Genomic DNA, 21,816 nt, shown 5'->3' with positions numbered 1-21,816 from the left:
CATGGGTATGCGCGCGGGCGAGACAAAACCGCCGTCCATCCGGGGGCGGCTCGTCCAATCGCTGCTGTTTATCTCCATCGCGTTCGGCCTGTTGACCTCCGTGGTCGTCTGGTACGTGATCGCCCACGAAATGGGCGAACTCATGGACCAGGAACTGCGAGAGGCTGCTGAGATTTTTCACAGCGTCATGGCCATCCAGCCCGATCTGGCCACCAGCGGCCAAAGCGCCACCAAACACTTTTCGTATGAGGAACACCTGGTCTGGCAGGTGGTGGACGCTCCGTCGGGCCGCGTGAAAAGCCGCTCGCACAAGGCCCCCGAGCTGGCCTTGCAAACCGCCCCCACCGAGGCGATCGCCTGGACGCAAGACGGGCAATGGCGCGCCTTCACATCGGTATTCAGCCAGCGCCCCGGGCAATTCCTGGTGGTGGCGCAAAGCCGCACGGAGCGCGACGAGGTGCACGGAGAAGTGGTCTGGTACACGCTGATGGCGGCGCTGTCGATGGGCCTGCTGTCGGCCCTGCTGATGAACTGGCGCATCCGCCAGGAGCTTCGCCCGCTGGGCGCCCTGGGCCAAAGCGTTCAGCACTATGACCCGCTTCGGCCCGACACCGCACCCAAGGCCGCACCGAGGCAGGAGCTGCATCCCATCGAGCAGGCCATTGGCGACCTGGGGCACCGGCTGGCGCAGCGGATTATCAGCGAACGCGCGTTCACCTCGCACGCGGCCCATGCCCTGCGCACGCCGGTGGCGGGTATCGACGTGCAACTGGCCTTGGCGATCAAAGAGGCGCCCGAGTCGATAAGGCCGCGCCTGGTGCGCGCGCGCGACGCTGCGGGCAGGCTCGGTCGGGTCATGCAGGCGCTGCTGATGATGTTTCGCAGCGGCATGGAGCCACAGCGCCAAAACGTTGACCTGCGCCAGCTCATCGATGCGCTGGCGTTTCACGACATGACCATCTCCATCCAACAAACCACCCCAGTGGACGCCGACCCCGATCTGCTGGCCGCCGCCCTGCTGAACTTGCTGGACAACTCGCACCGCTTCAACGCCCACCAGGTCACCATCACGGCGCTGCAGGAGGGCGCAGACACCGTGTTGCGCGTGCAGGACGATGGCGATGGCTGCCAGCCCCACACCAAAGCCCGTTTGCAGCAATCGCTGCAGCAGCAGGCTTATGGCGAAGGCAGCGCCATGCGTGGCCTGGGGCTGGTGCTGGCCGACCTGGTGGCGCGCGCGCACGGGGGCCACACGGTGCTGCCAGACTGTGCTTCGGGCTTTGGCATTGAGCTGCGATGGCCTGCCGCCCTGCCCCGTTCTTCGGACTGACGATGCGCCTGACCCGCCCCACAATAATTCGAATCCCACTACAAAGAGAGACCCCATGAGACGCCCCCCCAAAGCCACAAAACCCTCGCAAATCGCGCCCCTGTGCATCGCACTGTCCAGCCTGGCAAGCGCCTTGCACGCCCACGCCGAAGCGCCCATGCACACCGACGACGCGGGCACGCTGACCCAAGGCGCCATGAAGCTCGAAGGTGTCTTCGGCCGCGATGACAAGACCCGAGGTGCCGAGCTGCTCTTTGGCGCTGGCGTCGCGCCACAGCTGGAAATGGAAGTCTCGCTGGCACGCGCCAAAGACACGGCCATGGGTGCATCCACCACCTTCCACGGGCATGGCTGGGGTGTGAAGTGGGTACCCATCCAGAACGAAACGGGCTGGTCGGTGGGTGCGCGGTTCGACATGGGCCACACCCGCGTTCGCGACCACGCCACCCCGCAGCGCTTCACCGAGCGCGAAACCGCCCTCACAGCGCTGGCCAGCTACCGGTTGGCCAATGCGCAGGTGCTGCACCTCAATGCCGGCCACAAAACCGTCAGGGCACAAGGCGCCCGCCACCGTGCGGCCACCTGGGCCGTGGGCTATGAGATTCCGCTTACTGAACAACTACAGCTCACGTCTGAGGTGTATGGCGAACAAAGGTCGCGCCCGGACAAGGCAGTGGGCCTGCGCTACGCCATCACCGACGGGCTCAAAGCATCCGCCGCCGTGGGCCGTGGCAACGGCCGCACGTTCAGCCAAGTGGGCATGGCCTGGGAGTTCTAGGCGCAGTCCGGGACGCCGCCGCCACGGCACAATCGGCGGCCTATGCCTGCATCCGGTGCCCGCCCCACAGAACCCATCCCGCCCCACTCTGACCGGGCGGCGTTGGTACAGGCCTGGGTGCTGGCCCTGCGCACCCAGGCCGGGCCAGCCCAGCTGCAGGCGCTAGCGCCCCTGAGTGATGCGGAAGCCGCACGCGTAATGGCTCTGCTGCGCAACGACGCGACCCACAAGTCTGTTCAACCCGACCGCCCTGCCTCCGAAAGCGCCCACAACCCTGGCATAACCAGCGGCCACTTCCGCCCGCGCATCACCCTCATGACACTGGGCCGGGGCGACGGCCTGCTGGGCATGGCGCCCCAGGGCAAGCTGGGGCCGCGCGGCGACAGCGTGACGCTGGTGCAGATTGACTGGACCTACCGCACTGATGATGGCGCCCACTGGCAGACGCCTGCCCCCACCTCCATCCTCAATGCACGCCCTGCCCCCGTGCAAGACCTGTTCGACACCGGCGCCCCCGTGGTGCGCATGGAGCGCAACGTGGCCGCCGAGGCCAACGCCATGGACCGCGTGTGGGATCTGGGCCTGATCCCCGTCGATGCGAACAAGCTGCAATGGCGCCACCGCGCCGCAGCCGCCACGCTGGGCCCCGTGTGGACGCTGGCGCAGGAGGCCCACTTTGGCGACTTCTGGGCCGACGTGGTTCCGCAGTTGCGCGCCGAGGGCTGGAGCGTGGTGGTACACCCCGGCTTCGCACACGAAAGCGTGCCCGTGTCGCGCTGGAAGCTGGTCATCGCCCCCGACACTGGCGAGCTGCTGGCCAAGGAAGTCGATGGCCCGCTGGGCACACGCCAGCGCCCCGTGCAGAAACTGCACCTGCCCGAGCGCGAAGGCGCCTGGCTGCTCAGCCTGGGCATCGAGATCGACGGTGAAACGCTGGACCTGGCCCCCATGCTGGCTGACCTGCTGCGCCGCGACGTGCGCTGGCTCAACGCGCGGCAGATGGCGGCCATCGACGACATCGCCGTCATCTCGCTGCGCGCTCCTGGCGGGCGGCGCATCGACGCACCCGCAGGGCCGCTCAAGGCCATCGTGGGCGCCATGGTGGACCTGCTGACGGACCCCACCCGAAAACAGCTGAAGGACGGCGACCCGCTGCGCCTGGGCGCCTGGGAGGTCCGCCGCATCGAGGCCTTGCGTGCCGGGCTGGTGCAAGCCCACCGCGTGGGCACCGTCAGCGGCTGGAGCAACGACTGGCAGCTACAGGGCGACGCGGGCCTGGCACAGCTCGCCCAGCGCCTGCGCCGCATCGGCACCCCGCAGCCCGTGGTGGCGCCCCAGGGCCTGCAGGTGCAGCTGCGCCCCTACCAACTCGACGGCCTGGCCTGGCTGCAGTACCTGCGCGCCCAGGGCCTGGGCGGCATTCTTGCCGACGACATGGGCCTGGGCAAAACCGCGCAGGCGCTGGCCCATGTACTGGTGGAGAAACAAGCGGGCCGCCTCACCCGCCCGGCCCTGGTGGTGCTGCCCACCTCGCTGCTCTTCAACTGGCAGGCCGAGGCCGCGCGCATGGCGCCCGGCCTGCGGGTGCTGGCCCTGCATGGCGCGAGCCGGGGCCAGCGCTATCTGCAGATCGCCGACCATGACCTGGTGCTGACCACCTACCCGCTGCTCTGGCGCGATGTGGATGCGCTGGCGGCAGAGCCCTTTCACCTGCTGATCCTGGACGAAGCCCAGATGGTGAAGAACGCAGGCAGCCGCAGCGCCCGCGCCCTGCGCAAGCTGCAGGCCCCGCACCTGCTGTGCCTGACGGGCACGCCGCTCGAAAACCACCTGGGTGAGCTGTGGGCGCAGTTCGACTTTTTGATGCCCGGCTTTCTGGGCGATGTGCGCAGCTTCAATGCCCGCTGGCGCAAGCCCATCGAGGAAAACGGCGAAACCCTGCGCGCCCAGCTGCTGGCCCAGCGCGTGCGCCCCTTCATCCTGCGCCGCCGCAAGCAGGAAGTGGCCACCGAACTGCCGCCGCGCACCGAGACCATCTTGCGTGTGCAGCTGCAAGGCAAGCAGCGCGAGCTGTACGAGGCAGTGCGCACCACGACCGACAAGCAGGTGCGCCGCGTGCTGGAGCGCCAGAGCTTTGATGGCGCGCAGATCACCATCCTGGATGCGCTGCTGAAACTCCGCCAAGTGTGCTGCGACCCACACCTTGTAAAAGGGGCCAAGGTGCACCCCGGCACCGAACGCTCCAAGCTCGAACTGCTGGCCGACATGCTGCCCGCCCTGGTCGAAGAAGGCCGACGCGTGCTGGTGTTCTCGCAGTTCACGGAAATGCTGATGCTGGCCGCCGAACAACTGGACGCGCTGGCCCTGCCCTACCTCACCCTCACCGGCCAGACGCCACCGGGCCAGCGCGGCGCCGTGGTTCAACGTTTTCAGGCGCAGGACGCGAGCAGCGCGCCCATCCTGCTCGTCAGCCTCAAGGCCGGCGGCCTGGGCCTGAACCTCACCGCCGCCGACACCGTGATCCACCTCGACCCCTGGTGGAACCCCGCCGTCGAAGAGCAGGCCACCGCGCGCGCCCACCGCATCGGGCAGGACCAGCCGGTGTTTGTCTACAAGCTGGTGGTGGAAGGCAGCATCGAAGAACGCATGCTGGAGCTGCAGGCCCGCAAGGCCGCGCTGGCCCAGGGCGTGTTGGGCCACGATGCTGAAGGCGCGGTCAAGTTCAGCGAGGCCGACCTGCATGCGCTGCTGGCGCCTTTGAGCGAGCCCGCCAACAACCCGCTGGGCATTCCGGGCGAAGACGCGCTGCGCTGGGGCGGCACGGGCAAACGGCGGCCCCGGCCGTTGCAGCCACCAGAAGTTTGAGTGTTTTTGGCTTCTAGCGCTTGTCCAGTAAGCGCTAGAAGCTATTACTAATATAGCAACGCAGTCAACTCACGCAATTCGCGCCTTTGCGCGCTGCGGGCGTGAGGGGCAGTCGGTACGCGTGCAGGTGCCATACAGCGACAACGCATGCTCCTGCAGCCGAAAGCCCTTGGCGTGCGCGATCTCGGCCTGGCGGGATTCGATGGATGCGTCGTGGAATTCCTCGACCTTGCCGCAGTCCAGGCACACCAGGTGGTCGTGGTGCAAACCGTCGTCCAGCTCATACACCGCGCGGTCCACTTGAAAGCTGCTGCGCCGCAAAAGACCCGCCTGCTCCAGCTGGGCCAGCACGCGGTACACCGTGGCCTGGCCCACGTCCGTGCGCTCATGCAGCATGCGCCGGTAAACGTCTTCGGCCGTGAAGTGGCGCAGCCCATCGGGCGCCGTCTGCGCGGCCAGAAAGACCTCCAGGATCCTCATGCGCGGCAGCGTGGCCTTAAGCCCTGCCTGCTTGAGCGGGTCCGCGCGGACGCCGGGGTTCGGGTGCAAGCTCATGAAACGGCCCTATTCCAGAGACTAGCCATCACTACCAGGCGGGAAACGGATCGTCATACCGCGTCCACGCATGCGGGCCCTGGGCCATTTCCGCATCGGTCAGCAGGCAAGCGTCCAGGCGCTGGCGCAGTTTGGATTCGTCCATGCCGATACCGATCAGCACCAGCTCCTGCCGGGCGTCGCCCACGCCATCGGCCCAGTTTTTCTGGATGGCCGCCAAGGATTCGGCATCACGCGGCCAGCGATCGCGGGGCACTGCGCCCCACCAGAAGCCTGCTGCGCTATGGCGCGCCACGGCGCCGGCCTGCGACCACGACCCCGCATACGCCGGGCGGCTGGCCAGCCAGAAGAAGCCTTTGGACCGCACCACGCCGGGCCACTCGCTTTCTACCCAATCAAAAAAGCGGCGTGGATGGAACGGCACGCGGGCGCGGTAGACAAAGCTGCTGATGCCATAGGCCTCGGTCTCGGGCGTGTGTTCGCCACGCAACTCGGCCAGCCAGCCGGGCGCCTTGGACGCTTCTTCAAAATCGAACAGCTTGGTGTCCAGCACCGAGGCCAGTGCCACCTTGCCGAACTGGGACACCTCCATGCGTGCACGCGGGTTCAGGCTGCGCAAGATCGCCATGAGCTGCTCGCGCTGCGCTGCGTCGATCAAATCCACCTTGTTGAGCACGATCACGTCGCAGAACTCGATCTGCTCGATCAGCAAGTCCACCACCGTGCGCTGGTCCTCCTCGCCCAGCGATTCGCCACGGGCCTGCAGGCTGTCGCGCGAGCTGTAGTCCTTGAGGAAGTTGAACGCATCCACCACGGTGACCATGGTGTCCAGCCGCGCGATGCTCGACAAGCTTTTGCCGTCTTCCCCCGTGAAAGTGAAGGTTTCGGCCACGGGCAAGGGCTCGGAGATGCCGGTGGATTCGATCACCAGCTGGTCGAACCTGCCCTCTTTGGCCAGGCGTTCCACCTCCAGCAGCAGGTCTTCGCGCAGCGTGCAGCAGATGCACCCGTTGCTCATCTCCACCAGCTTCTCATCGGTGCGCGACAGCTCAGCGCCGCCCTGGCGCACCAGGGCCGCATCGATGTTGACCTCGGACATGTCGTTCACGATGACCGCCACGCGGCGGCCCTCGCGGTTGTTCAGGATGTGGTTGAGCAGCGTCGTCTTGCCCGCGCCCAGAAAGCCCGAGAGCACGGTGACGGGAAGGCGGGTATGCGGGCGGCGTGGAGTGCGGTGGGTGGTGGCAGAGGTCATGGGAGTTGGCGTGCGTGTTGTGTTGCAGCTTGCTCCGGTCGCCGTCTGGCCCAGCACGAGCAAATGCAACCAATTTGCGTTAACTGAGCATAACGCAACTTGATTGCATTTTTAACAAGCTGCGGTGATGCAGGCCTTGGCGCGTACCTTGGCGCCTGTGGCGCGCCTACCTCTCAGGGCGGAGGCTAAGAGCACGGCAAGACAGGCGTGCCACCGTTCAAGACGGCGCGGGCTATCTTTGCCAGCACCGCCAGTCCAAACCATCCCGACACCAAGGACAACACCAGCGCCAGGGCAATGAGGCCTGGCCGCAGGCTGCGATCCACTATCGACTCGGCAGGGTTGCGGGGATTCACCCACACCGGCACGGCTTCGCCCGTGTGCTGCAAGCCGCGCAGGCGACGGCCCAGTTCCTCTTGAAAGCGGCCAATGTTGTCGGCACGCTCGTGAATGGCGGCGCGCTGCCCGGTGTAGGCCACACCCTCCACCACATACCGGTAGCGCACCGACACGCTGTGCGTAGTGCCGCCCTTGCTCGGATGGTGGCTTTGCAGCGTGGCCGATTCGACCACAGCGGGCACCTGGCTCCAGGTTTGCATGCGCGCCCAGTCAAACACGGGCGAAGCCACCATGAACCAGAAAATGCCAATGCCCGCTGCGGCGAAGGGCACGGCGAACAAGGCCAGAACCCAAATGCCTCCCGGCAGCTTTTCACGCCGCTGCGTCGCGTGGCGTGGGGACGCGGGGGACATCACGGCAAGCGCTCGTAGGTGGCTTTGGAGGGTACGTCCTTATTCGAGAAATACGGGTCCGGGTCCAGGCTCAGCAACGTGCCTTGTTGCGTGATGGCGTAGGCGCTGCCGGTGTCGCGGCGTGGGCTGTTCGACACATACAGCCGCGCCTTGTCGGCACGCCAGGTGCCGCGCATCAGCGCGTCGCGCAGGGCTTTTTGCACGGCGCCCTCCGAGGTGGAGGCGCCACCGGACGCGCCCAGGTCGAGGTTGATAACCTGCGCGTCGGCCTGAATCACCAGCACCTGGCCAGCCAGGAACTTGGGCGGCGGCGCGCCGTTGATGCTGGCAACCTTCCAGCGGCCCACCAGAGGGTGTGCAGCCTGTGGGTCAGCGGCCCCTGCAGTAGCCCCCACGCCCCCGGCGGCGACAAACAAGGTAAGCAACAGGGCCTTGCGGAACCCCGCCCTGCGTGTGTGGCGGATGTGCGGCATAAATGGGTCTCCTCCCGAATGGTGGGCTGTGTTCTGGTTGGCCTGGGCGCGGGCGGCAAGCCGGGTGCAGTCTAAAAGATGGGGGCGCGATCAATCCCACACAACAGCCGGTAGATTTGTGCCTTTTAGGCCTCCAGCGCTTGATTGGAAAGCGCCAACAGCTATTGAACTGAGAGCAAATTCAGCACTAGAACCACCTCGGTGCCGTGGCGCAGAATTCAAAAGCAAGCTTCGGAGTGCACACTGCGCACCCCATCCCTAGAGTGCATGGCATCGCAACCCCCTTGTGAGCCATCCACCATGAACCCGAACGCCACCCAGCACAGCGCCAACGCCCCGGACCGACCATTTACCTACGCCGTCGCCATGCCCCACCGCGTCACCCCCTCCACCAAGGCCGCCCAAGCCGCCGCCACCCAAGCCGCCGCCACCCAGGCCGCCGCCACCCAGGCCGACCCGCGCTGGGCGGCGGTGGCGGCGCGCAGCGCGGCGGCGGACGGCAGCTTTTGGTATTCGGTGCAGACCACGGGTGTGTACTGCCGCCCCAGCTGCGCGGCGCGTGCACCCCGGCCGGAAAATGTGCGGTTTCACGAAAGCTGCGCGGATGCAGAAGCCGCAGGCTTTCGCCCCTGCCAGCGCTGCAAGCCCCGGCAGCCCACGGCGTTGTCGCACCACGCCGCGCTGGTCACAGAGGCCTGCCGCATCATCGAAGGCGCTGCCGCCGGTGAGGCGCCCACGCTGGATGCGTTGGCCGCCCAGATGGGCCTGAGCCCGTCGCACCTGCACCGCATCTTCAAGCAGTCCACGGGCCTCACGCCCAAGGCGTATGCCGCCGCCCAGCGTGCGCAGCGCCTGCGCAGTGCGCTCGACAACGCACCCACGGCCTCGGTGACGGATGCGATCTACAGCGCGGGCTACCAGTCCAGCAGCCGCTTTTACGAACAATCGGCCCAGGTGCTGGGCATGACGCCCAGCCGCTACCGCGCGGGGGGTGCGGCGCAGGACATCCGCTTTGCCATCGGCCAGTGTTCGCTGGGCGCCATTCTGGTCGCCCAGAGCGACCGGGGCATCTGCGCCATCTTGCTGGGCGACGACGCCGACACCCTGGTGCGCGACCTGCAGGACCGGTTTGCGCAGGCCCACCTGATTGGCGGGGATACCGCGTTTGAAGCGCTGGTGGCGCAGGTGGTGGCCTTTGTCGAGGCCCCGGGCCTGGGGCTGAACCTGCCGCTGGACGTGCGTGGCACGGCGTTTCAGCAACGCGTGTGGCAGGCCCTGCAGGCCATCCCCGCCGGGCAGACTGCAAGCTACGCCGAGGTGGCCCAGCGCATAGGCGCCCCCACCGCCGTGCGCGCCGTGGCGCAGGCCTGCGCGGCCAACGCGCTGGCGGTGGCCATACCCTGCCACCGGGTGGTGAAAAGTGATGGCGCGTTGTCGGGCTACCGGTGGGGCGTGGAACGCAAACGTGCGCTGTTGACGCGTGAAGCCGCGCCAGAGCCCGCACAACCGCTGGCGGAGAAGGTGGCATGAGCGCTGTCCCGCTGTCTCACCAACCCGGTCTGAAGAACGACGACTGGGCGCAGCGTGCAGTTGCCATCGACTGGCCAACAACCACGGAGGCCCTGCACCAGCAAGGCAACGCGGTACTGCCGCAACTGCTCAGCGCCATCGAATGCGCCGCGCTGGCCCGCCTGTATGGCAACGCGGATGAGAGCACCTTCCGCAGCCGCGTGGTGATGCAGCGCCACGGCTTTGGCCAGGGCGAATACCGGTACTTCAGCTACCCGCTGCCCGGTGTGGTGGCCGGGCTGCGCGAGGCACTGTACCCGCGCCTGGCGCCCATCGCCAACCAGTGGAACACCGCCATGGGCATCGATGTGCGCTACCCCACGCGGCATGCCGACTTCATTGCCCGCTGCCATGCCGCAGGCCAGGTGCGCCCCACCCCGCTGCTGCTGCAATACGGCGCTGGCGACTACAACTGCCTGCACCAGGACCTGTATGGGGAGCATGTGTTTCCGCTGCAGGTCGCGGTGCTGCTGTCAGAGCCCGGGCGCGACTTCACGGGCGGCGAATTCGTGCTGACCGAGCAGCGCCCGCGCATGCAGTCGCGGGCCGAGGTGGTGCCGCTCTTGCGCGGCGACGCCGTGGTGTTTGCCGTGCACCACCGCCCCGTGCAGGGCACGCGCGGGCCGTACCGCGTGCAGATGCGACATGGCGTGAGCCGCTTGCGCAGCGGGCAGCGGCATACGCTGGGTGTGATCTTTCACGATGCTGGATGATGTTCCCCCTGTGCCGCTTCGCGCCTTCTCCTCCGGGGACGACGGCAGCTGCGGTCCACACTGCCGCCATGGATTGCCACCGTTATGAGCCTGAGCCTTTTCGACGACCCACCCCAGCCTGCCCAGCCGCCCGAGGTGCTGGAGCCCGGCGCCATGGTGCTGCGCGGCTTTGCGCTGGAGAAGGCGGCAGACCTGCTGCAAGCGGTGCAGCAGGTGACGGCACAAGCCCCCTTCCGGCACCTCATCACCCCCGGGGGACTGCGCATGTCGGTGGCCATGACCAACTGCGGAAGACTCGGCTGGGTGAGCGACCGCAGCGGCTACCGCTACGACCCCCTCGACCCCGACAGCGGCCAGCCCTGGCCCGCCATGCCGCCGCTATTGCGCCAGCTGGCATTTGACGCGGCGCAAGCAGCGGGCTTCCCAGGCTTTGCGCCTGACGCCTGCCTCATCAACCGATATGCCCCTGGCACCCGGCTGTCGCTGCACCAGGACCGGGACGAGGGCAACTACGCGCACCCCATCGTGTCGGTGTCACTGGGCATTCCGGCGGTGTTTCTGTGGGGCGGCGCACAGCGCTCCGACAAGGCGCGGCGCATTGCGCTGATGCATGGAGATGTCGTGGTGTGGGGCGGCCCGGCGCGGCTGCGGTTTCATGGGGTGTTGCCGCTACCTGAGGCCCATCACCCGATGACGGGCAGCTACCGCATCAACCTCACGTTTCGCAAGGCGCACTGAACCCACCCCTTCACCGGGCATAGCCCGTGGCTTTGGCCAAGGTGCTCAGCATCTGCTCCGCCACAGGGCGGCCCTGGAGGCTGTCTGCAATGCTCACGCTCTTGCCGTTGCGCAGATTCACCTGCACCCGAAAGAACGTGGTGCGCTGGTGACCACTTTGCAGTGTGTAACTTTCCTGGATGGAGAGGCGGGCAATGTCGTGTGCAGGCACCTGCCGCCAGGCCAGCATCAGGCCCAACAGGCGGCGTTCGGTGCGCAGGCCCTGGCGGTCCAGCTGTACGGTCAGGCTGTTGGACACTGCATAGAAGCCCCACACCAGCATGGCGCCGCCCACGCCACCAAACGCCAGCGGAAACAACACAGGCGCGCCGATGTAGCCCGCCATCACGCCCAGGCCCAGGAAGCCCCCGCCCATCACCAGCCACAGCAGGTTCTGCCGCCACAGGCGGCCGTAGGGCTGGTACAGCCGCACGCCACCTTCCACGGGCTCGATGTCGCTCACCGCGTCCAGCTCGGCCTCGCGCAGGGCTTGCATCTGCGGGTGCTTGGCGGCGTCGTGTGCGAGCCAAGTGGACTCTTCACCCGTGGCATACACGGGCACCTCAAACCGGCGTGAGAACTTCAGCGCCGGATCGGTGCTTTCCAGCAGCACCGTCCAGTGGTGCTCGTTGGTGCCCACGGCTTGTTCAGACTCGGGCAGGCCCTTGGGCACGCTCAGGCGGAACGCCATGCGGCTGCCCCGTCCCTGGGGTTGCACCTGTGCGGCACCCTCGCCCTCCCACACCATCTGCTCACGCGATTCGCTGCTGTTGTCGCCGCCTCCCGTGCGCGTCTGGTAGTGGTAGGCACAGCGCAGCGTCACGGCAAATCGCAGATCAGGCCGGTACGGCACACCGGGCAGGTCCACGGTGGCGCCCACATGCCCGCCGATGGCTCCAGGAAACGGGTCCATCACCAGCCGCACCTCGCCATGGCGCCGCGCATCCAGCGTGGCGCGCGCGGCCCACACCAGCAGGCCCAGCCCCACGGCAACCATCAGCACCAGCACGCACAGCACGATGTGGTTCTCGTTGTGCCAGGCGCGGGGAATGGCAGACAACGCCGCGGGGTAGGCAATGGCGCCCCACACCACGGCAAAGCCCCAGGCGAACCACACCTCCCAGCGCTTGCTGGAGCGGATGCGGTTGTCGGCCCATGCCTTGTTGGCAAGCCATGGCTCACCGCCCAGGGTCTGCAAGCGCTCCGCCTTGTGTGCATCGCTGCGCCGAAGGCTCCACCCCCAGATCAACATGCCCACCCCGGCACCACCAAACAGCACCACAAAAATCATCTGAAAACCCAGCAAACCCAGGCGCAGGCTGCGGTCGGCCACCGAATCCTGCGGGCGCGACGGGTTCACCCACACCGGCACAGGCATTCCGCTGCGCTGGGCGCTCTCCAAGCGCCAGGCCAGGTTCTCATGGAAGCTGCCAATGTTGTCGGCCAAGGTGTTGATGGCAGGCCGGTGGCCGTCATACGCCACGCCCGCCACTTCATAACGGTAGTGGACCGACACGCTGTAGGTGCTGCCTGATTTGCTGCCCCGGTGCGTGTTCAGCTGGGCCGAAACCACCCGTGCGGGCACCTCATGCCAGAACTGCATGCGCGACCAGTCGTACAGAGTAGGCAGCACACCTAGCAGCAGCATGCCAATGCCCACGGCGGAAAACGGCAGCGCAAACAGCATGAGAAACCAGGAGCTGCTTTTGTTGCTTGCCGCTGCCTGATGGTTGGCACCTTTGGTGCGCCGCCGTGCCTGGTTGGCCATACACCCTCCCTCTGCGTGCCCCCTTGCCGGGGGCTTTTGTTCTTCCGGAACCCGGGCGGCGCTGATTCTGCGGCTTGCTGCGGCGGCGGGCCAGTACGTTTTGCAACTCCTACGGGCCCTTGTGGTTTTGCAGGGTCCGTTCTGCTGCAGGTCAGACGCAGAAATACAAACCAAAATGGCACTCAGCGCTTATCCGTCAAACGCAATTAGCTATAAAAACAGAAGCACCTTGGTAAAACATGCGTGGCCTGTCCTGTATGCGCACCACCACACCTTTGCCAGAATGGCGGCCATGACTGCCTCTGCCACACCCCGCCCCGCGCGCTACTGGCTCATGAAGTCAGAGCCTGACGAGTGCTCCATCGACGACGCCCTGGCCGCGCCCAATGCCACCGTGCCCTGGACGGGCGTGCGCAACTACCAGGCCCGCAACTTCATGCGCGACGACATGCAGGTGGGCGATGGCGTTTTGTTCTACCACTCCAGCTGCCCCGAACCAGGCATTGCCGGCCTTGCGCGCGTGGCGAGCGGCACACGAACCGACCCGACGCAGTTTGATCCCGCCTCGCCGTACTACGACCCCAAATCCCCTGCCGACAAACCCCGGTGGCTGCTGCTGGATGTGCAGGCGCAGCGCAAGACACAGGTGGTGGGTTTGGCGCAGCTGCGGGACCACCCGGATCTGGCGCAGATGCGGGTGCTGCAGCGCGGCAACCGCCTGTCGATCACCCCCGTGGAGCCCGTCGAGTGGGCTGCAATCATGGAGATGCTGGGCTGAGCCACAGGCTTGCCCTGCTTTACCACCGCCCTGCCCGCCCTGGGGCCTCCCCGCTTTACTGTGGCCGCTGAACGGCCACGGCGGCACGCGCCTGGGCGTGGAGCTTGGCCAGGAACTCCCGGTCCAGCAACAGCCACAGCATCACCGGGGCCAGTGCGGTAAAGATGAACAGGTTGAAGTGGTACAGAAATGCCACCACGTCGGCCACCCACCCGGGCAGTCCCGTCTGCACAAACACCTCAGGCCCCGCCCGGTTGAAGACATCGTTGCACCACTGCAGGGCCACGTTGAGCGCCTGGATCGGCAGCATGGCCAAGGAGCCTATGAGCAGCTTGCGCCCCCAGTGACGGGGAAACGATGCCAGCACCAGCGCCCAGAAGATCACGATGCCGTACCCCAGCAAGCGGTAGTCCACCAAAGGCGCAAGCTTGCCCGACTTGAACTGGCCGTTTTGCACGGAGACCACCTTGAGCGTGGTGTTCAACAACGCCGTGGTCTCTTTCTGGGTGTAGCTCAGTGCCCAATGGAACAGGGTGGAAGCCGCCTCGCCCGCCATGAAGAACACGGGCTTGGACAGTTGTGGCGACAGGTAGTACCACAGCGGCATCAGGCACAGCAGGCTAGCGATGGCAACCAGCAGGAAACGTCCGACAGAACTAAGCTGCATTGGCGAGGGGGGGTTGAGGGGGTGAGGGAGGTTGCTGGCGGGCGATCCAGCGAATCCAGAGCATCCAGACCACCAGCACATCCAGCATGATGAGCGCCTGCCAGAGGTACAGGTGGGCAAACTCGAACACGGTCATGTTCCACTTGCCCAGGTAGTACAGGCTGATGATGCGCAGCAGGTTGACGACCTGCACCGCCGCAATGCCAATGGCGATGCCGGCGAGCTTGTGTTTCCAGCTGGAAGGAAACGCGATCATGCCGGCGATAAGGATGATGGCCGCCTCCACGCCGTTGCAGCCCGCCTCGATGGACACTGCAAAACCCGTGGCCTTGCTCATCAGGATGCGGCCATGGTGCGCCACATCCGAGTCCAGCGGGGTCATCAGCGCTGCGCTGGCGGTGGCGAGCAGGCTGGTCCAGGGCTCGATGGCGACCCGTTGCACCTCATCGAGCATGTCGATGCGAAAGAGGACCGCCAAGACGGCGATGAAAATCAAGAAAAATCGGACCATACGTCGATGAGAAGAACCTGGTGAAGCGCGCACCAACGCGCCAGGAATGCGCCAGGCGGCGAGGCCGTGAGAACGTGGGCCTGTGGTTCACACAGGCGCCGCAAAGAATATCAGAAGCTACCCATAACCCACAAAGCCCAAATGGCACTCGTAAGCGGCCCTGAGAACCTGTTCAAAGGTTCGGGGCGGCGTACACCAGCACCTTGAGGGCGCGCTCGGGGTCCACATCCGCAAACACAGCCGGGTTGGCCACCCGTTCGACAAAGTGCAGTTCAGGCGCCAGCTCCTGCATCTGCTCTTGCAGGAAGCCCACGCCCAGCTCGGGCGCGTTCAGACACAGCAGTGCATGTCCGCCGGGTGCCAGCAGGTCGGGCAGGCGGCGCATCAGCCGTGCGTAGTCCTTGGTGGCCACGAAGCTGCCCTTTTGGTAGCTGGGCGGGTCCACGATGACCAGGCCATACGGCCCGCTGCGGGTGATCTTGCCCCAGCTGCTGAAGATGTCGTGCGGCAAAAACGCCGCGCCCGTGGTAATGTCGTTGAGCTGGTGGTTTTGCTGCCCGACGCCGATGGCGCCATGGCTCATGTCCACGTTGACCACGTGCCTGGCGCCCGCCTGCAGCGCCACCACCGAGAAAGCGCAGGCATAGGCAAACAGGTTGAGCACCTTCAGGCCGTAGCGGTCGGTGCTGCGGGCTGCCGCGTGGTCGCGCACCCAGCGACGGCCCTCGGCCATGTCCAGGAACAGGCCGTGGTTTTGCCCCCGCAGCACATGCACGCGATAGCGCGCGCCAGCCTCCGTCACGATGTGCGGGTCGGGCACGGCGCCTGCCATCAGCCGTGTTTCGCTACGGCCCTCCATGCGCAGAGCCTCGCCCCGGTGCTGAAAGACCCAGTTGAGCGGCTCGCCAGCCGGTGCGATCTGCGCCCAGCGCGCCTGCAACGCGGCGCCGATGGCGGCCAGGTCTTCGTCCGTGGCGGGTGCGAAACTGGTCAGTACGAACACCGGAGGGTAGGCGTCCAGCGACCACTGCTCAGAACCCGGATGCAGCCCGCCCCGCCCGTGAAAGACGCGTTGGGCCTCAACGGGCAGGGGCATGGCGGCGATGGCGTCGAGCAAAGCTTGCATGGAGGAGCGGGGGCGGGTTGGATAAACGAGACTATGAGAAAAAATGGCCGCTGGTGCTTGAAATATAAGCGCTGTTAGCTACTGAAATAATAGCGTCTTCCATTATCGTGCCTGCAAGGACCAAGGCGCCGTGCCGATCCGCGCCACCATCGCCTCGCCAGGAGCATGCAGGCCATTCTCAATAGTGCGCCGTCAGCCTGCAACGACCTGGATCCTGCGTGGAAAACCGTGGTCAGAAATGCAATTACAGTCGCTGCCGGGCCATCGGTGCGGCTTGACCATCATCACAAAGGAATTCCATGTTTTCCATTCTCGGAACCATCGTTGTCGGCTTCATCGTCGGATTGCTCGCGCGCGCCTTGAAGCCGGGCAATGACAAATTGGGCTTGATCATGACCACCGTTCTCGGCATTGCCGGGTCGCTGTTGGCGCGCTATGTGGGCGTGGCCATGGGCTGGTACGGGCCCAACGCGTCCGTCGGCTGGATCGCATCGATCATCGGCGCCATCGTGCTGCTGGTGATCTACGGGCTGGTGAAGAAGAAGGCCTGATGCGCGGCGGCGCATTGCCCGGCGGCACACCGCGATAGGCATCGCAGGCCTTAACGCCTGCGCCGCCCGCATGTCCTCATCCCGCCGCCTCCTGCAGCATCAACGCCACATGCTGCAGCAGCATCACCGTCTTGCCGTCCTCGATCACGCCGCTGCCAATGCCCGCCAGGGCTTCGGCCAGTGGCATCTCGATCACTTCGATGTCCTCGCCCTCGTGGGCGAGGCCACCTCCGGTGCGGATGCGGTCCTGCGGTTCGTATTCGGCGATGAAGAAGTGGAGCTTTTCGGTGACCGAGCCGGGGCTCATGTAGGCCTCGAACACCTTGCGTGGCTGGCGCACACGGTAGCCGGTTTCTTCCTCGGCTTCGCGGCGGATGCAGGTTTCGGGGTCGTCCCCGTCGAGCAGGCCGGCGCAGGTTTCGATCAACATGCCGTCGACACTGCCGTTGAGGAACGCCGGCAGCCGGAACTGGCGTGTGAGCACCACCGTACGACGGCGCGGGTCATACAGCAGCAGGGCCGCGCCGTTGCCGCGGTCATAGGCCTCGCGGCTGAGCGTTTGCCACTGGCCGTCGCGGCGGCGCAGGTCAAAGGTCACCTTGCGCAGGGTGTACCAATGGTCAGACAGCACCTCCACCGACTGCAGCTTGACCTGCTCGGTACTGGCAGGCACCGGTGCGGGCACGGGGCGGCTCACAGGCTTGGCTCCGTTGCGGGAATGGCTTTGGCAGCGCAGGCGTGCTGCCGCAGCGGCCATTCATTCACGGGGTGCACCACGGGGTCGCCGTCGGTGCCCGAGAGATAGGGGCCAGCAATAGGCACCAGGAGCGGAGGGTTGGGGTCGGTAGGGGTGGACATGGTCTTGCAAATTTTGATTCGTGCAATATCATGCACAAGCATGCAAATTCATGCAACCCTGATTTTGATCCACGGTTGCCCCGCTTCACGCCCATGTTCACCACCCAACGCAAACAACTCATTCTGGAGCGCCTGCGGCAAGACGGCCAGATCGTGGCCAAGGCACTCAGCGAGGAACTCGGGATCTCGGAAGACACCGTGCGGCGCGACCTGCGCGAGCTGGCGGCCGAGGGCCAGCTGCAGCGCGTGCATGGCGGCGCCCTGCCCGCATCAAAGGCCGTGGGCAACCTGCAGGTGCGCGAGCACCTTGCCACCGACGACAAGCGCGCACTGGGCCGTGCCGGCGCGGCTCTGGTGCAGCCTGGCCAGGTGGTGATCCTCGACGGCGGCACCACCTCGCTGCAGGTGGTGCAACACCTTCCGCTGGACCTGCGCGCCACCGTGGTCACCCACAGCCCCAGCGTGGCTGTGGCGCTGGCGGACCACCTGCAGGTAGAGGTGCTGATGCTGGGCGGCCGCCTGTTCCGCCATTCGATGGTGAACGTGGGCGCCAGCGTGACCGAAGCCGCCATGAAGCTGCGCGCAGACCTGTACCTGATGGGCGTGACGGGTGTGCATGCCGACGCCGGGTTGACTACCGGGGATTTTGAAGAGGCCGCCGTCAAGCGCACGTTGCACGCGCGCGCTGCAGAAACCGTGGTGCTGGCCTCCATCGACAAACTCGGAGCCGCCTCCCCCTTCGGCATCGCGGCGCTCAAGGAGCTGACCACACTGGTAGTGCCAGCCGCCACGCCCGCCAAGCTTGTCGCCAGCCTGCGAGTGGCGGGGGCCAAGGTCGTCAGCGCCCGGCCGTGATGGCCGTCTGCTTCCCCGACAGGAGCAGCCAACAGCATGGCCATGCCGAGCTCGAAGGATTCCCCAAATTCGTGGCCAACGGTCGGATGCGCAGCTTCAGGTTGGTGATCAGCCGAATGCCTGAAAAACCTCGTGTGTTCATGCCACGCACACGACCCATGCAAGCTTTGGACTGTTCGACGCTACCCTCTGTCGCTAGCCTTCGGTTCTTCCCAACACCGGCTGACAGGCGCGGAGCAGCGCCCACCAAGCCGACTACCAGGAGAACCTCATGGACATCAAAGTCAATCAACCGCTCGGTCCGGATCAGACGCAGCAGCAACCTCGCAAGGTCCCGATGCGCTTTCGCACACGCACAGCGCTTGCGGGTGGGCGTAGGCCAGGGGGGGCTTTTTTCGGTAGCGCCGAGCACTGGTCGATCGTGGATGGGCTCAGGCTCACGCTGGCGGATGGCAGCTCACACGATGCCGCTCATCTCGAATTCACACTGGAAAACGGCTGCCGACTGAGTTTCGGCCAGATCGTCGCGCTGGCTGGCGATTTTTATGCCCTTCCGCACAAGCCCATCTCCGATCAGGCGGACAAGCCCGCTGCGTTTCGCGAAACCTTCGCCACGCTCGACAAGGCAGACCCGCAGGAGGTCAAAAAAATTCTGGGAATCATGGAGGAAGAGTTTCAGGCCATCGCCAACGCGATCGCGAAGGGCGAAGACCCCCACGAAGCTTACGCACGCAACAGCGACCACTGGGACCTGCAATACAACGTCGCCACCGGCGGGGCGGACAAAAAAATCTATCCCTATGACACCAGTTTTTGGGGCCGCTACATGTGGATTGCCAGCTTCAACTGGGACCACTTCGGTGCCCACGCCCACGATGTCTGCCGCGCAGGTCTTCAAGTAGCAATGGAGACCGCCGCTTCAGCCAGTGCCCAGCAGGGACTGCATCGCAGCAACGGACTGTTGAAGGCGTATGCGTACCTGGCATTCGCCAGCCACTATCTGACCGACGGTTTCGCCAGCGGACATCTGCGCACGCCGCGGCGTCACCTGCACGACTTCCAGAGCTCTCAGACCCATGCGATCGACTTTGCGCCGGATGCATGCGCCAAGGCGATGCATGACGAGGACGGTTTCAACGGTTTGTGGGTAAGCAATGCGGCTGGCGACCACTGGATCGCCTACGGCGATGGGCGCTACTTTGACGCCGTGAATGCGGCCAACCGCAATGTGATGCGCGCGGCCCTTCGCGCGGCTATCGCCGATGTATATCGCGCGTTCACCGATGGCAAGGCCGTGGCCGCTCCCACTTACCTGCGACTTCTTCCCAAGCTCCCGCTCGACCCTCAGGCTACCGACAACTTTTCACCACTGTTTGTCGCAAAACCGGGTGAAGCCTTGGCTCGGGTCCGTGTCCCAACCGCAAACCCCAATTCGCGCGAATGGATGCGCGCGGGAATACTAGGCGTCGCGCCTTGGTGGGTACTGGCGGCAGAACTCAATGGTGCGCTGCGCCCCCCAAAAATTGGCGTACCACCCGGCAAAGGCCAGGCCACAGGCCCAAACACCGGTTCTGGCAGCGCCACAAACTGGATAGTGCAAGCCCGTCTGCTGGAGCGTCAGGGCAAACCGCTGACCACGCAGTCTTCACCTGCCATCGCCGAGTTCAAGGGTGAACGGTGGGTGTGCGTCAAACAAGGAAACCAGTTTTTGATCGGGCGCCACCGCACGCAGTGGACCGACTTTCAACTGCTGAAGGTGTCCGGCGACCCGGTGCAGACATCCACCCCTGCGACACTGGTTGTTCATGGCGACGTGCTGCATTGCTTCTATGCCGACTTCGAGGGCTGTCTACAGTGGCTGCAATGGAACGGCGACCGTTGGATGAAACATGGCACCGTGCAAGTCAACGGCAGTGCCGCCAAAACCGATCGCGCCCCTTGTGCGGTGTCACTGCCCAACGCACGTCACCTTGTGCTGTTCTTCAAGGGATCTCGGTCCAGTGACCTCTACTACGCATGGCGCTTTGAAAAGGAAACCAAGTGGTTGGGAAACACACCGGTTCAGACGGGCCAGGGCTACGCAGCAATGACAGATGAACAGCCTTGCGCTGCCTGCACGCGCGAGGGTGCTTTCGTGTACTTCCGCGCCCATGGCGGACGCAGTGTGTACTCCATCTGGGTCAGCGACAACGACCCCGCTAGAAACTTCTACTTCTACGGCAACGAGCCCATCCGCCTGATCGACAAGAGCGTCGCTTGGACGTCAGCAGCCGTAGCGGCTGCCGCACAGCCCACTGACAGCCAGGTGTTGCTGGTCGTGCCGCACGATGACAACGCACTTCGCAGCATCACCCAGCAGACCCTTGGCGACACAACACAACGCCAGTACCTTCCTGGTGATGTGGATGCAGCTGACGGCGAGCAGCTTTTAAGCAACATCACCCCTGCCCTGGCCCTGATTGATGGACGCTACTGGATGTTGAGCGTGGAGCCAGAGGGGCATCAAGTGATGTTGAGCTTCGGGCAACCTTAGCCCTGATGCAGTGCGGCACCCAGCGGCCATGAAAGCCGAGCGCCTTCTCCATGGCCACCGTGGTGCCAAGGCAAGGCAGCGTCAAAAGTGTCCTCTTGCAAAATGCGCAGTAGCTTGACCTGCATGGGCGGTGGTGTTCAGTCCGCCGCCCCGCTGGGCCGCTTGGCCGGTGGGCGCACCGGCGGCGCATGCTTTGCCATCAGCGCTGCCACCCAGTCGATGAAAACCCGCGCCTTGGCGCTCACATGGCGATTGGGTGGGTAGGCCACGTACAGCGGCATGGGGTCGAGCGCCCAGTCTTCCAGCAGGGGCACCAGTTCGCCGCTGCCCAGGTGCGGGCGGGCCATGTAGTGCGGCAGCCAAAGAACGCCCATGCCAGCCAGCCCGGCCGCGAGGTAGGCGTTGCCGTCGTCGACCGCAAATACATAGCGGCCCTGCACCTGAATGTCCTCGGCGCCACGCCGCATCGCGTACGGAAACGTCTTGCCCGTGCTCGACCACAAAAAACCCACCACGCGGTGGTGCGAATCCTCCAGCTCGTGCGGGTGTACAGGGCTGCCTGCACGACTCAGGTAGCTGGGCGCTGCGTACACGCCCAGCTGCAGGTCGCCCACACGCCGCGCAATCAACGACTGGTCCTGAATCTCGCCCCCGCGCACCACGCAATCGACGTTGTCGCCGATCAGATCCACCATGCGATCGCTCACGCCCATGTCGAGCTGGATGTCGGGGTATTGGGCATGAAACTCCGGCAGGGCCGGCACCAGGATCAGCCGGGCCAGCGGGCTGGGCACATCCACCCGCAAGCGGCCCCGCGGCGCGGCGGATGCGCTCGACAGGCTGGTCTCGGCATCGTCCATGTCGGCCAAGAGACGCACGGCGCGCTCGTAATACACGGCCCCATCGGCCGTGACCTGCACCCGCCGTGTCGTGCGGTGCAGCAGCTTCACGCGCAGCCGCGCCTCCAGTTGCTGCACCAGCTGCGTCACCGTGGTCTTGCTCACGTGCATCGTGTCGGCCGCCTTGGTGAAGCTGCCCGATTCGACCACCCGCACAAACGCCTGCATTGCATCGAACCGGTCCATGGTGCTCCTGCCTCGTC

Annotated in this window: 21 protein-coding genes; 10 read left to right on the top strand and 11 right to left on the bottom strand. The window is 65.6% G+C overall.

Annotation, left to right across the window (positions count from 1 at the left end; translation table 11 throughout):
* The first annotated feature begins 1 nt into the window (after position 1).
* The 3 genes from ACT89O_RS12910 to ACT89O_RS12900 are packed head-to-tail and all read left to right on the top strand — an operon-like array spanning position 2 to position 4,973.
* The gene (locus ACT89O_RS12910) at positions 2–1,330 is read left to right on the top strand and encodes a sensor histidine kinase (RefSeq protein WP_487260223.1); all 1,329 of its coding nucleotides are present in this window, start codon (positions 2–4) and stop codon (positions 1,328–1,330) included.
* A 55-nt stretch (positions 1,331–1,385) separates the two neighbouring features.
* Entirely contained in the window at positions 1,386–2,108 is a 723-nt protein-coding gene (locus tag ACT89O_RS12905) for a hypothetical protein (protein ID WP_487260222.1), read from the top strand.
* Between the two features lie 42 nt (positions 2,109–2,150).
* Positions 2,151–4,973 carry a DEAD/DEAH box helicase gene (locus tag ACT89O_RS12900; RefSeq protein ID WP_487260221.1) on the top strand — a complete coding sequence of 941 codons (2,823 nt, stop codon included), beginning with the start codon at positions 2,151–2,153 and terminating at the stop codon, positions 4,971–4,973.
* A gap of 69 nt (positions 4,974–5,042) precedes the next feature.
* Here the strand turns inward: ACT89O_RS12900 and fur are convergent, their stop codons facing one another.
* The 4 genes from fur to ACT89O_RS12880 all read right to left on the bottom strand — a co-directional run bounded on the left by fur (position 5,043) and on the right by ACT89O_RS12880 (position 8,008).
* On the bottom strand, positions 5,043–5,528 hold the full coding sequence (fur, locus tag ACT89O_RS12895) for a ferric iron uptake transcriptional regulator (RefSeq protein ID WP_487260220.1): 486 nt from the start codon (positions 5,526–5,528) through the stop codon (positions 5,043–5,045).
* 31 nt (positions 5,529–5,559) lie between these two features.
* A complete protein-coding gene (gene zigA, locus ACT89O_RS12890; RefSeq protein WP_487260219.1) occupies positions 5,560–6,783 on the bottom strand; it encodes a zinc metallochaperone GTPase ZigA in 1,224 nt (407 codons plus the stop codon).
* Positions 6,784–6,968: 185 nt separating this feature from the next.
* Positions 6,969–7,535 (bottom strand): DUF3592 domain-containing protein, encoded by a 567-nt coding sequence (locus tag ACT89O_RS12885; RefSeq protein WP_487260218.1) that lies wholly within the window; start codon positions 7,533–7,535, stop codon positions 6,969–6,971.
* Positions 7,535–8,008, bottom strand: coding sequence for a hypothetical protein (locus ACT89O_RS12880; protein WP_487260217.1), 474 nt, complete (start codon positions 8,006–8,008; stop codon positions 7,535–7,537). The genes ACT89O_RS12885 and ACT89O_RS12880 overlap by 1 nt, the downstream gene beginning before the upstream one ends.
* Positions 8,009–8,308: 300 nt before the next feature.
* Between ACT89O_RS12880 and ada the strand changes: the two genes are divergently transcribed.
* From ada to alkB, 3 genes are all read left to right on the top strand, one after another.
* Entirely contained in the window at positions 8,309–9,538 is a 1,230-nt protein-coding gene (gene ada, locus ACT89O_RS12875; protein WP_487260216.1) for a bifunctional DNA-binding transcriptional regulator/O6-methylguanine-DNA methyltransferase Ada, read from the top strand.
* Positions 9,535–10,290 (top strand): 2OG-Fe(II) oxygenase, encoded by a 756-nt coding sequence (locus tag ACT89O_RS12870; RefSeq protein WP_487260215.1) that lies wholly within the window; start codon positions 9,535–9,537, stop codon positions 10,288–10,290. Before ada ends, ACT89O_RS12870 begins: the two co-directional genes overlap by 4 nt.
* Positions 10,291–10,374: 84 nt before the next feature.
* Complete coding sequence (gene alkB, locus ACT89O_RS12865; protein ID WP_487260214.1) at positions 10,375–11,028, top strand: DNA oxidative demethylase AlkB; 654 nt, start codon at positions 10,375–10,377, stop codon at positions 11,026–11,028.
* Between the two features lie 10 nt (positions 11,029–11,038).
* Here the strand turns inward: alkB and ACT89O_RS12860 are convergent, their stop codons facing one another.
* The gene (locus tag ACT89O_RS12860; protein WP_487260213.1) at positions 11,039–12,835 is read right to left on the bottom strand and encodes a DUF3592 domain-containing protein; all 1,797 of its coding nucleotides are present in this window, start codon (positions 12,833–12,835) and stop codon (positions 11,039–11,041) included.
* 292 nt (positions 12,836–13,127) lie between these two features.
* On the opposite strand from ACT89O_RS12860, the gene ACT89O_RS12855 reads away from it, so the two are divergent.
* Complete coding sequence (locus ACT89O_RS12855; RefSeq protein WP_487260212.1) at positions 13,128–13,613, top strand: EVE domain-containing protein; 486 nt, start codon at positions 13,128–13,130, stop codon at positions 13,611–13,613.
* 55 nt (positions 13,614–13,668) lie between these two features.
* Here the strand turns inward: ACT89O_RS12855 and ACT89O_RS12850 are convergent, their stop codons facing one another.
* From ACT89O_RS12850 to ACT89O_RS12840, 3 genes are all read right to left on the bottom strand, one after another.
* Complete coding sequence (locus ACT89O_RS12850) at positions 13,669–14,280, bottom strand: exosortase H-associated membrane protein (protein WP_055394618.1); 612 nt, start codon at positions 14,278–14,280, stop codon at positions 13,669–13,671.
* Positions 14,270–14,791 (bottom strand): exosortase H, encoded by a 522-nt coding sequence (gene xrtH, locus ACT89O_RS12845; RefSeq protein WP_121506455.1) that lies wholly within the window; start codon positions 14,789–14,791, stop codon positions 14,270–14,272. Before xrtH ends, ACT89O_RS12850 begins: the two co-directional genes overlap by 11 nt.
* 172 nt (positions 14,792–14,963) lie before the next feature.
* Positions 14,964–15,917, bottom strand: a complete 954-nt coding sequence (locus ACT89O_RS12840) for a class I SAM-dependent methyltransferase (protein WP_487260211.1) — start codon at positions 15,915–15,917, stop codon at positions 14,964–14,966.
* Positions 15,918–16,216: 299 nt separating this feature from the next.
* On the opposite strand from ACT89O_RS12840, the gene ACT89O_RS12835 reads away from it, so the two are divergent.
* Positions 16,217–16,468 carry a GlsB/YeaQ/YmgE family stress response membrane protein gene (locus ACT89O_RS12835; RefSeq protein WP_055394624.1) on the top strand — a complete coding sequence of 84 codons (252 nt, stop codon included), beginning with the start codon at positions 16,217–16,219 and terminating at the stop codon, positions 16,466–16,468.
* A gap of 76 nt (positions 16,469–16,544) precedes the next feature.
* Here ACT89O_RS12835 and nudK read toward each other — a convergent pair whose 3' ends face one another.
* Both nudK and ACT89O_RS12825 read right to left on the bottom strand, forming a co-directional pair.
* On the bottom strand, positions 16,545–17,141 hold the full coding sequence (gene nudK, locus ACT89O_RS12830; protein ID WP_487262857.1) for a GDP-mannose pyrophosphatase NudK: 597 nt from the start codon (positions 17,139–17,141) through the stop codon (positions 16,545–16,547).
* Between the two features lie 20 nt (positions 17,142–17,161).
* Positions 17,162–17,326, bottom strand: coding sequence for a hypothetical protein (locus ACT89O_RS12825; protein ID WP_487260210.1), 165 nt, complete (start codon positions 17,324–17,326; stop codon positions 17,162–17,164).
* A 93-nt stretch (positions 17,327–17,419) separates the two neighbouring features.
* Between ACT89O_RS12825 and ACT89O_RS12820 the strand changes: the two genes are divergently transcribed.
* Positions 17,420–18,181 (top strand): DeoR/GlpR family DNA-binding transcription regulator, encoded by a 762-nt coding sequence (locus ACT89O_RS12820; RefSeq protein WP_487260209.1) that lies wholly within the window; start codon positions 17,420–17,422, stop codon positions 18,179–18,181.
* A gap of 271 nt (positions 18,182–18,452) precedes the next feature.
* Positions 18,453–20,714 carry a hypothetical protein gene (locus ACT89O_RS12815; protein WP_487260208.1) on the top strand — a complete coding sequence of 754 codons (2,262 nt, stop codon included), beginning with the start codon at positions 18,453–18,455 and terminating at the stop codon, positions 20,712–20,714.
* Positions 20,715–20,851: 137 nt separating this feature from the next.
* Here ACT89O_RS12815 and ACT89O_RS12810 read toward each other — a convergent pair whose 3' ends face one another.
* Complete coding sequence (locus tag ACT89O_RS12810; RefSeq protein ID WP_487260207.1) at positions 20,852–21,799, bottom strand: LysR family transcriptional regulator; 948 nt, start codon at positions 21,797–21,799, stop codon at positions 20,852–20,854.
* Positions 21,800–21,816 lie beyond the last annotated feature (17 nt).

This window comes from Acidovorax sp. NN32, from assembly GCF_057597245.1.
This window is presented reverse-complemented; position numbering and strand designations above follow the sequence as displayed.

Coding starts and splice junctions, on each gene's coding strand:
- ACT89O_RS12880 (WP_487260217.1), bottom strand. CDS start 8,008: ATGCCGCACATCCGCCACACACGCAGGGCGGGGTTCCGCAAGGCCCTG.
- xrtH (WP_121506455.1), bottom strand. CDS start 14,791: ATGGTCCGATTTTTCTTGATTTTCATCGCCGTCTTGGCGGTCCTCTTT.
- ACT89O_RS12810 (WP_487260207.1), bottom strand. CDS start 21,799: ATGGACCGGTTCGATGCAATGCAGGCGTTTGTGCGGGTGGTCGAATCG.
- ACT89O_RS12860 (WP_487260213.1), bottom strand. CDS start 12,835: ATGGCCAACCAGGCACGGCGGCGCACCAAAGGTGCCAACCATCAGGCA.
- ACT89O_RS12850 (WP_055394618.1), bottom strand. CDS start 14,280: ATGCAGCTTAGTTCTGTCGGACGTTTCCTGCTGGTTGCCATCGCTAGC.
- ACT89O_RS12910 (WP_487260223.1), top strand. CDS start 2: ATGGGTATGCGCGCGGGCGAGACAAAACCGCCGTCCATCCGGGGGCGG.
- ACT89O_RS12835 (WP_055394624.1), top strand. CDS start 16,217: ATGTTTTCCATTCTCGGAACCATCGTTGTCGGCTTCATCGTCGGATTG.
- ACT89O_RS12825 (WP_487260210.1), bottom strand. CDS start 17,326: ATGTCCACCCCTACCGACCCCAACCCTCCGCTCCTGGTGCCTATTGCT.
- ACT89O_RS12815 (WP_487260208.1), top strand. CDS start 18,453: ATGGACATCAAAGTCAATCAACCGCTCGGTCCGGATCAGACGCAGCAG.
- ACT89O_RS12885 (WP_487260218.1), bottom strand. CDS start 7,535: ATGTCCCCCGCGTCCCCACGCCACGCGACGCAGCGGCGTGAAAAGCTG.
- ACT89O_RS12840 (WP_487260211.1), bottom strand. CDS start 15,917: ATGCAAGCTTTGCTCGACGCCATCGCCGCCATGCCCCTGCCCGTTGAG.
- fur (WP_487260220.1), bottom strand. CDS start 5,528: ATGAGCTTGCACCCGAACCCCGGCGTCCGCGCGGACCCGCTCAAGCAG.
- ACT89O_RS12855 (WP_487260212.1), top strand. CDS start 13,128: ATGACTGCCTCTGCCACACCCCGCCCCGCGCGCTACTGGCTCATGAAG.
- ACT89O_RS12905 (WP_487260222.1), top strand. CDS start 1,386: ATGAGACGCCCCCCCAAAGCCACAAAACCCTCGCAAATCGCGCCCCTG.
- ACT89O_RS12820 (WP_487260209.1), top strand. CDS start 17,420: ATGTTCACCACCCAACGCAAACAACTCATTCTGGAGCGCCTGCGGCAA.
- ACT89O_RS12870 (WP_487260215.1), top strand. CDS start 9,535: ATGAGCGCTGTCCCGCTGTCTCACCAACCCGGTCTGAAGAACGACGAC.
- ada (WP_487260216.1), top strand. CDS start 8,309: ATGAACCCGAACGCCACCCAGCACAGCGCCAACGCCCCGGACCGACCA.
- ACT89O_RS12900 (WP_487260221.1), top strand. CDS start 2,151: ATGCCTGCATCCGGTGCCCGCCCCACAGAACCCATCCCGCCCCACTCT.
- zigA (WP_487260219.1), bottom strand. CDS start 6,783: ATGACCTCTGCCACCACCCACCGCACTCCACGCCGCCCGCATACCCGC.
- alkB (WP_487260214.1), top strand. CDS start 10,375: ATGAGCCTGAGCCTTTTCGACGACCCACCCCAGCCTGCCCAGCCGCCC.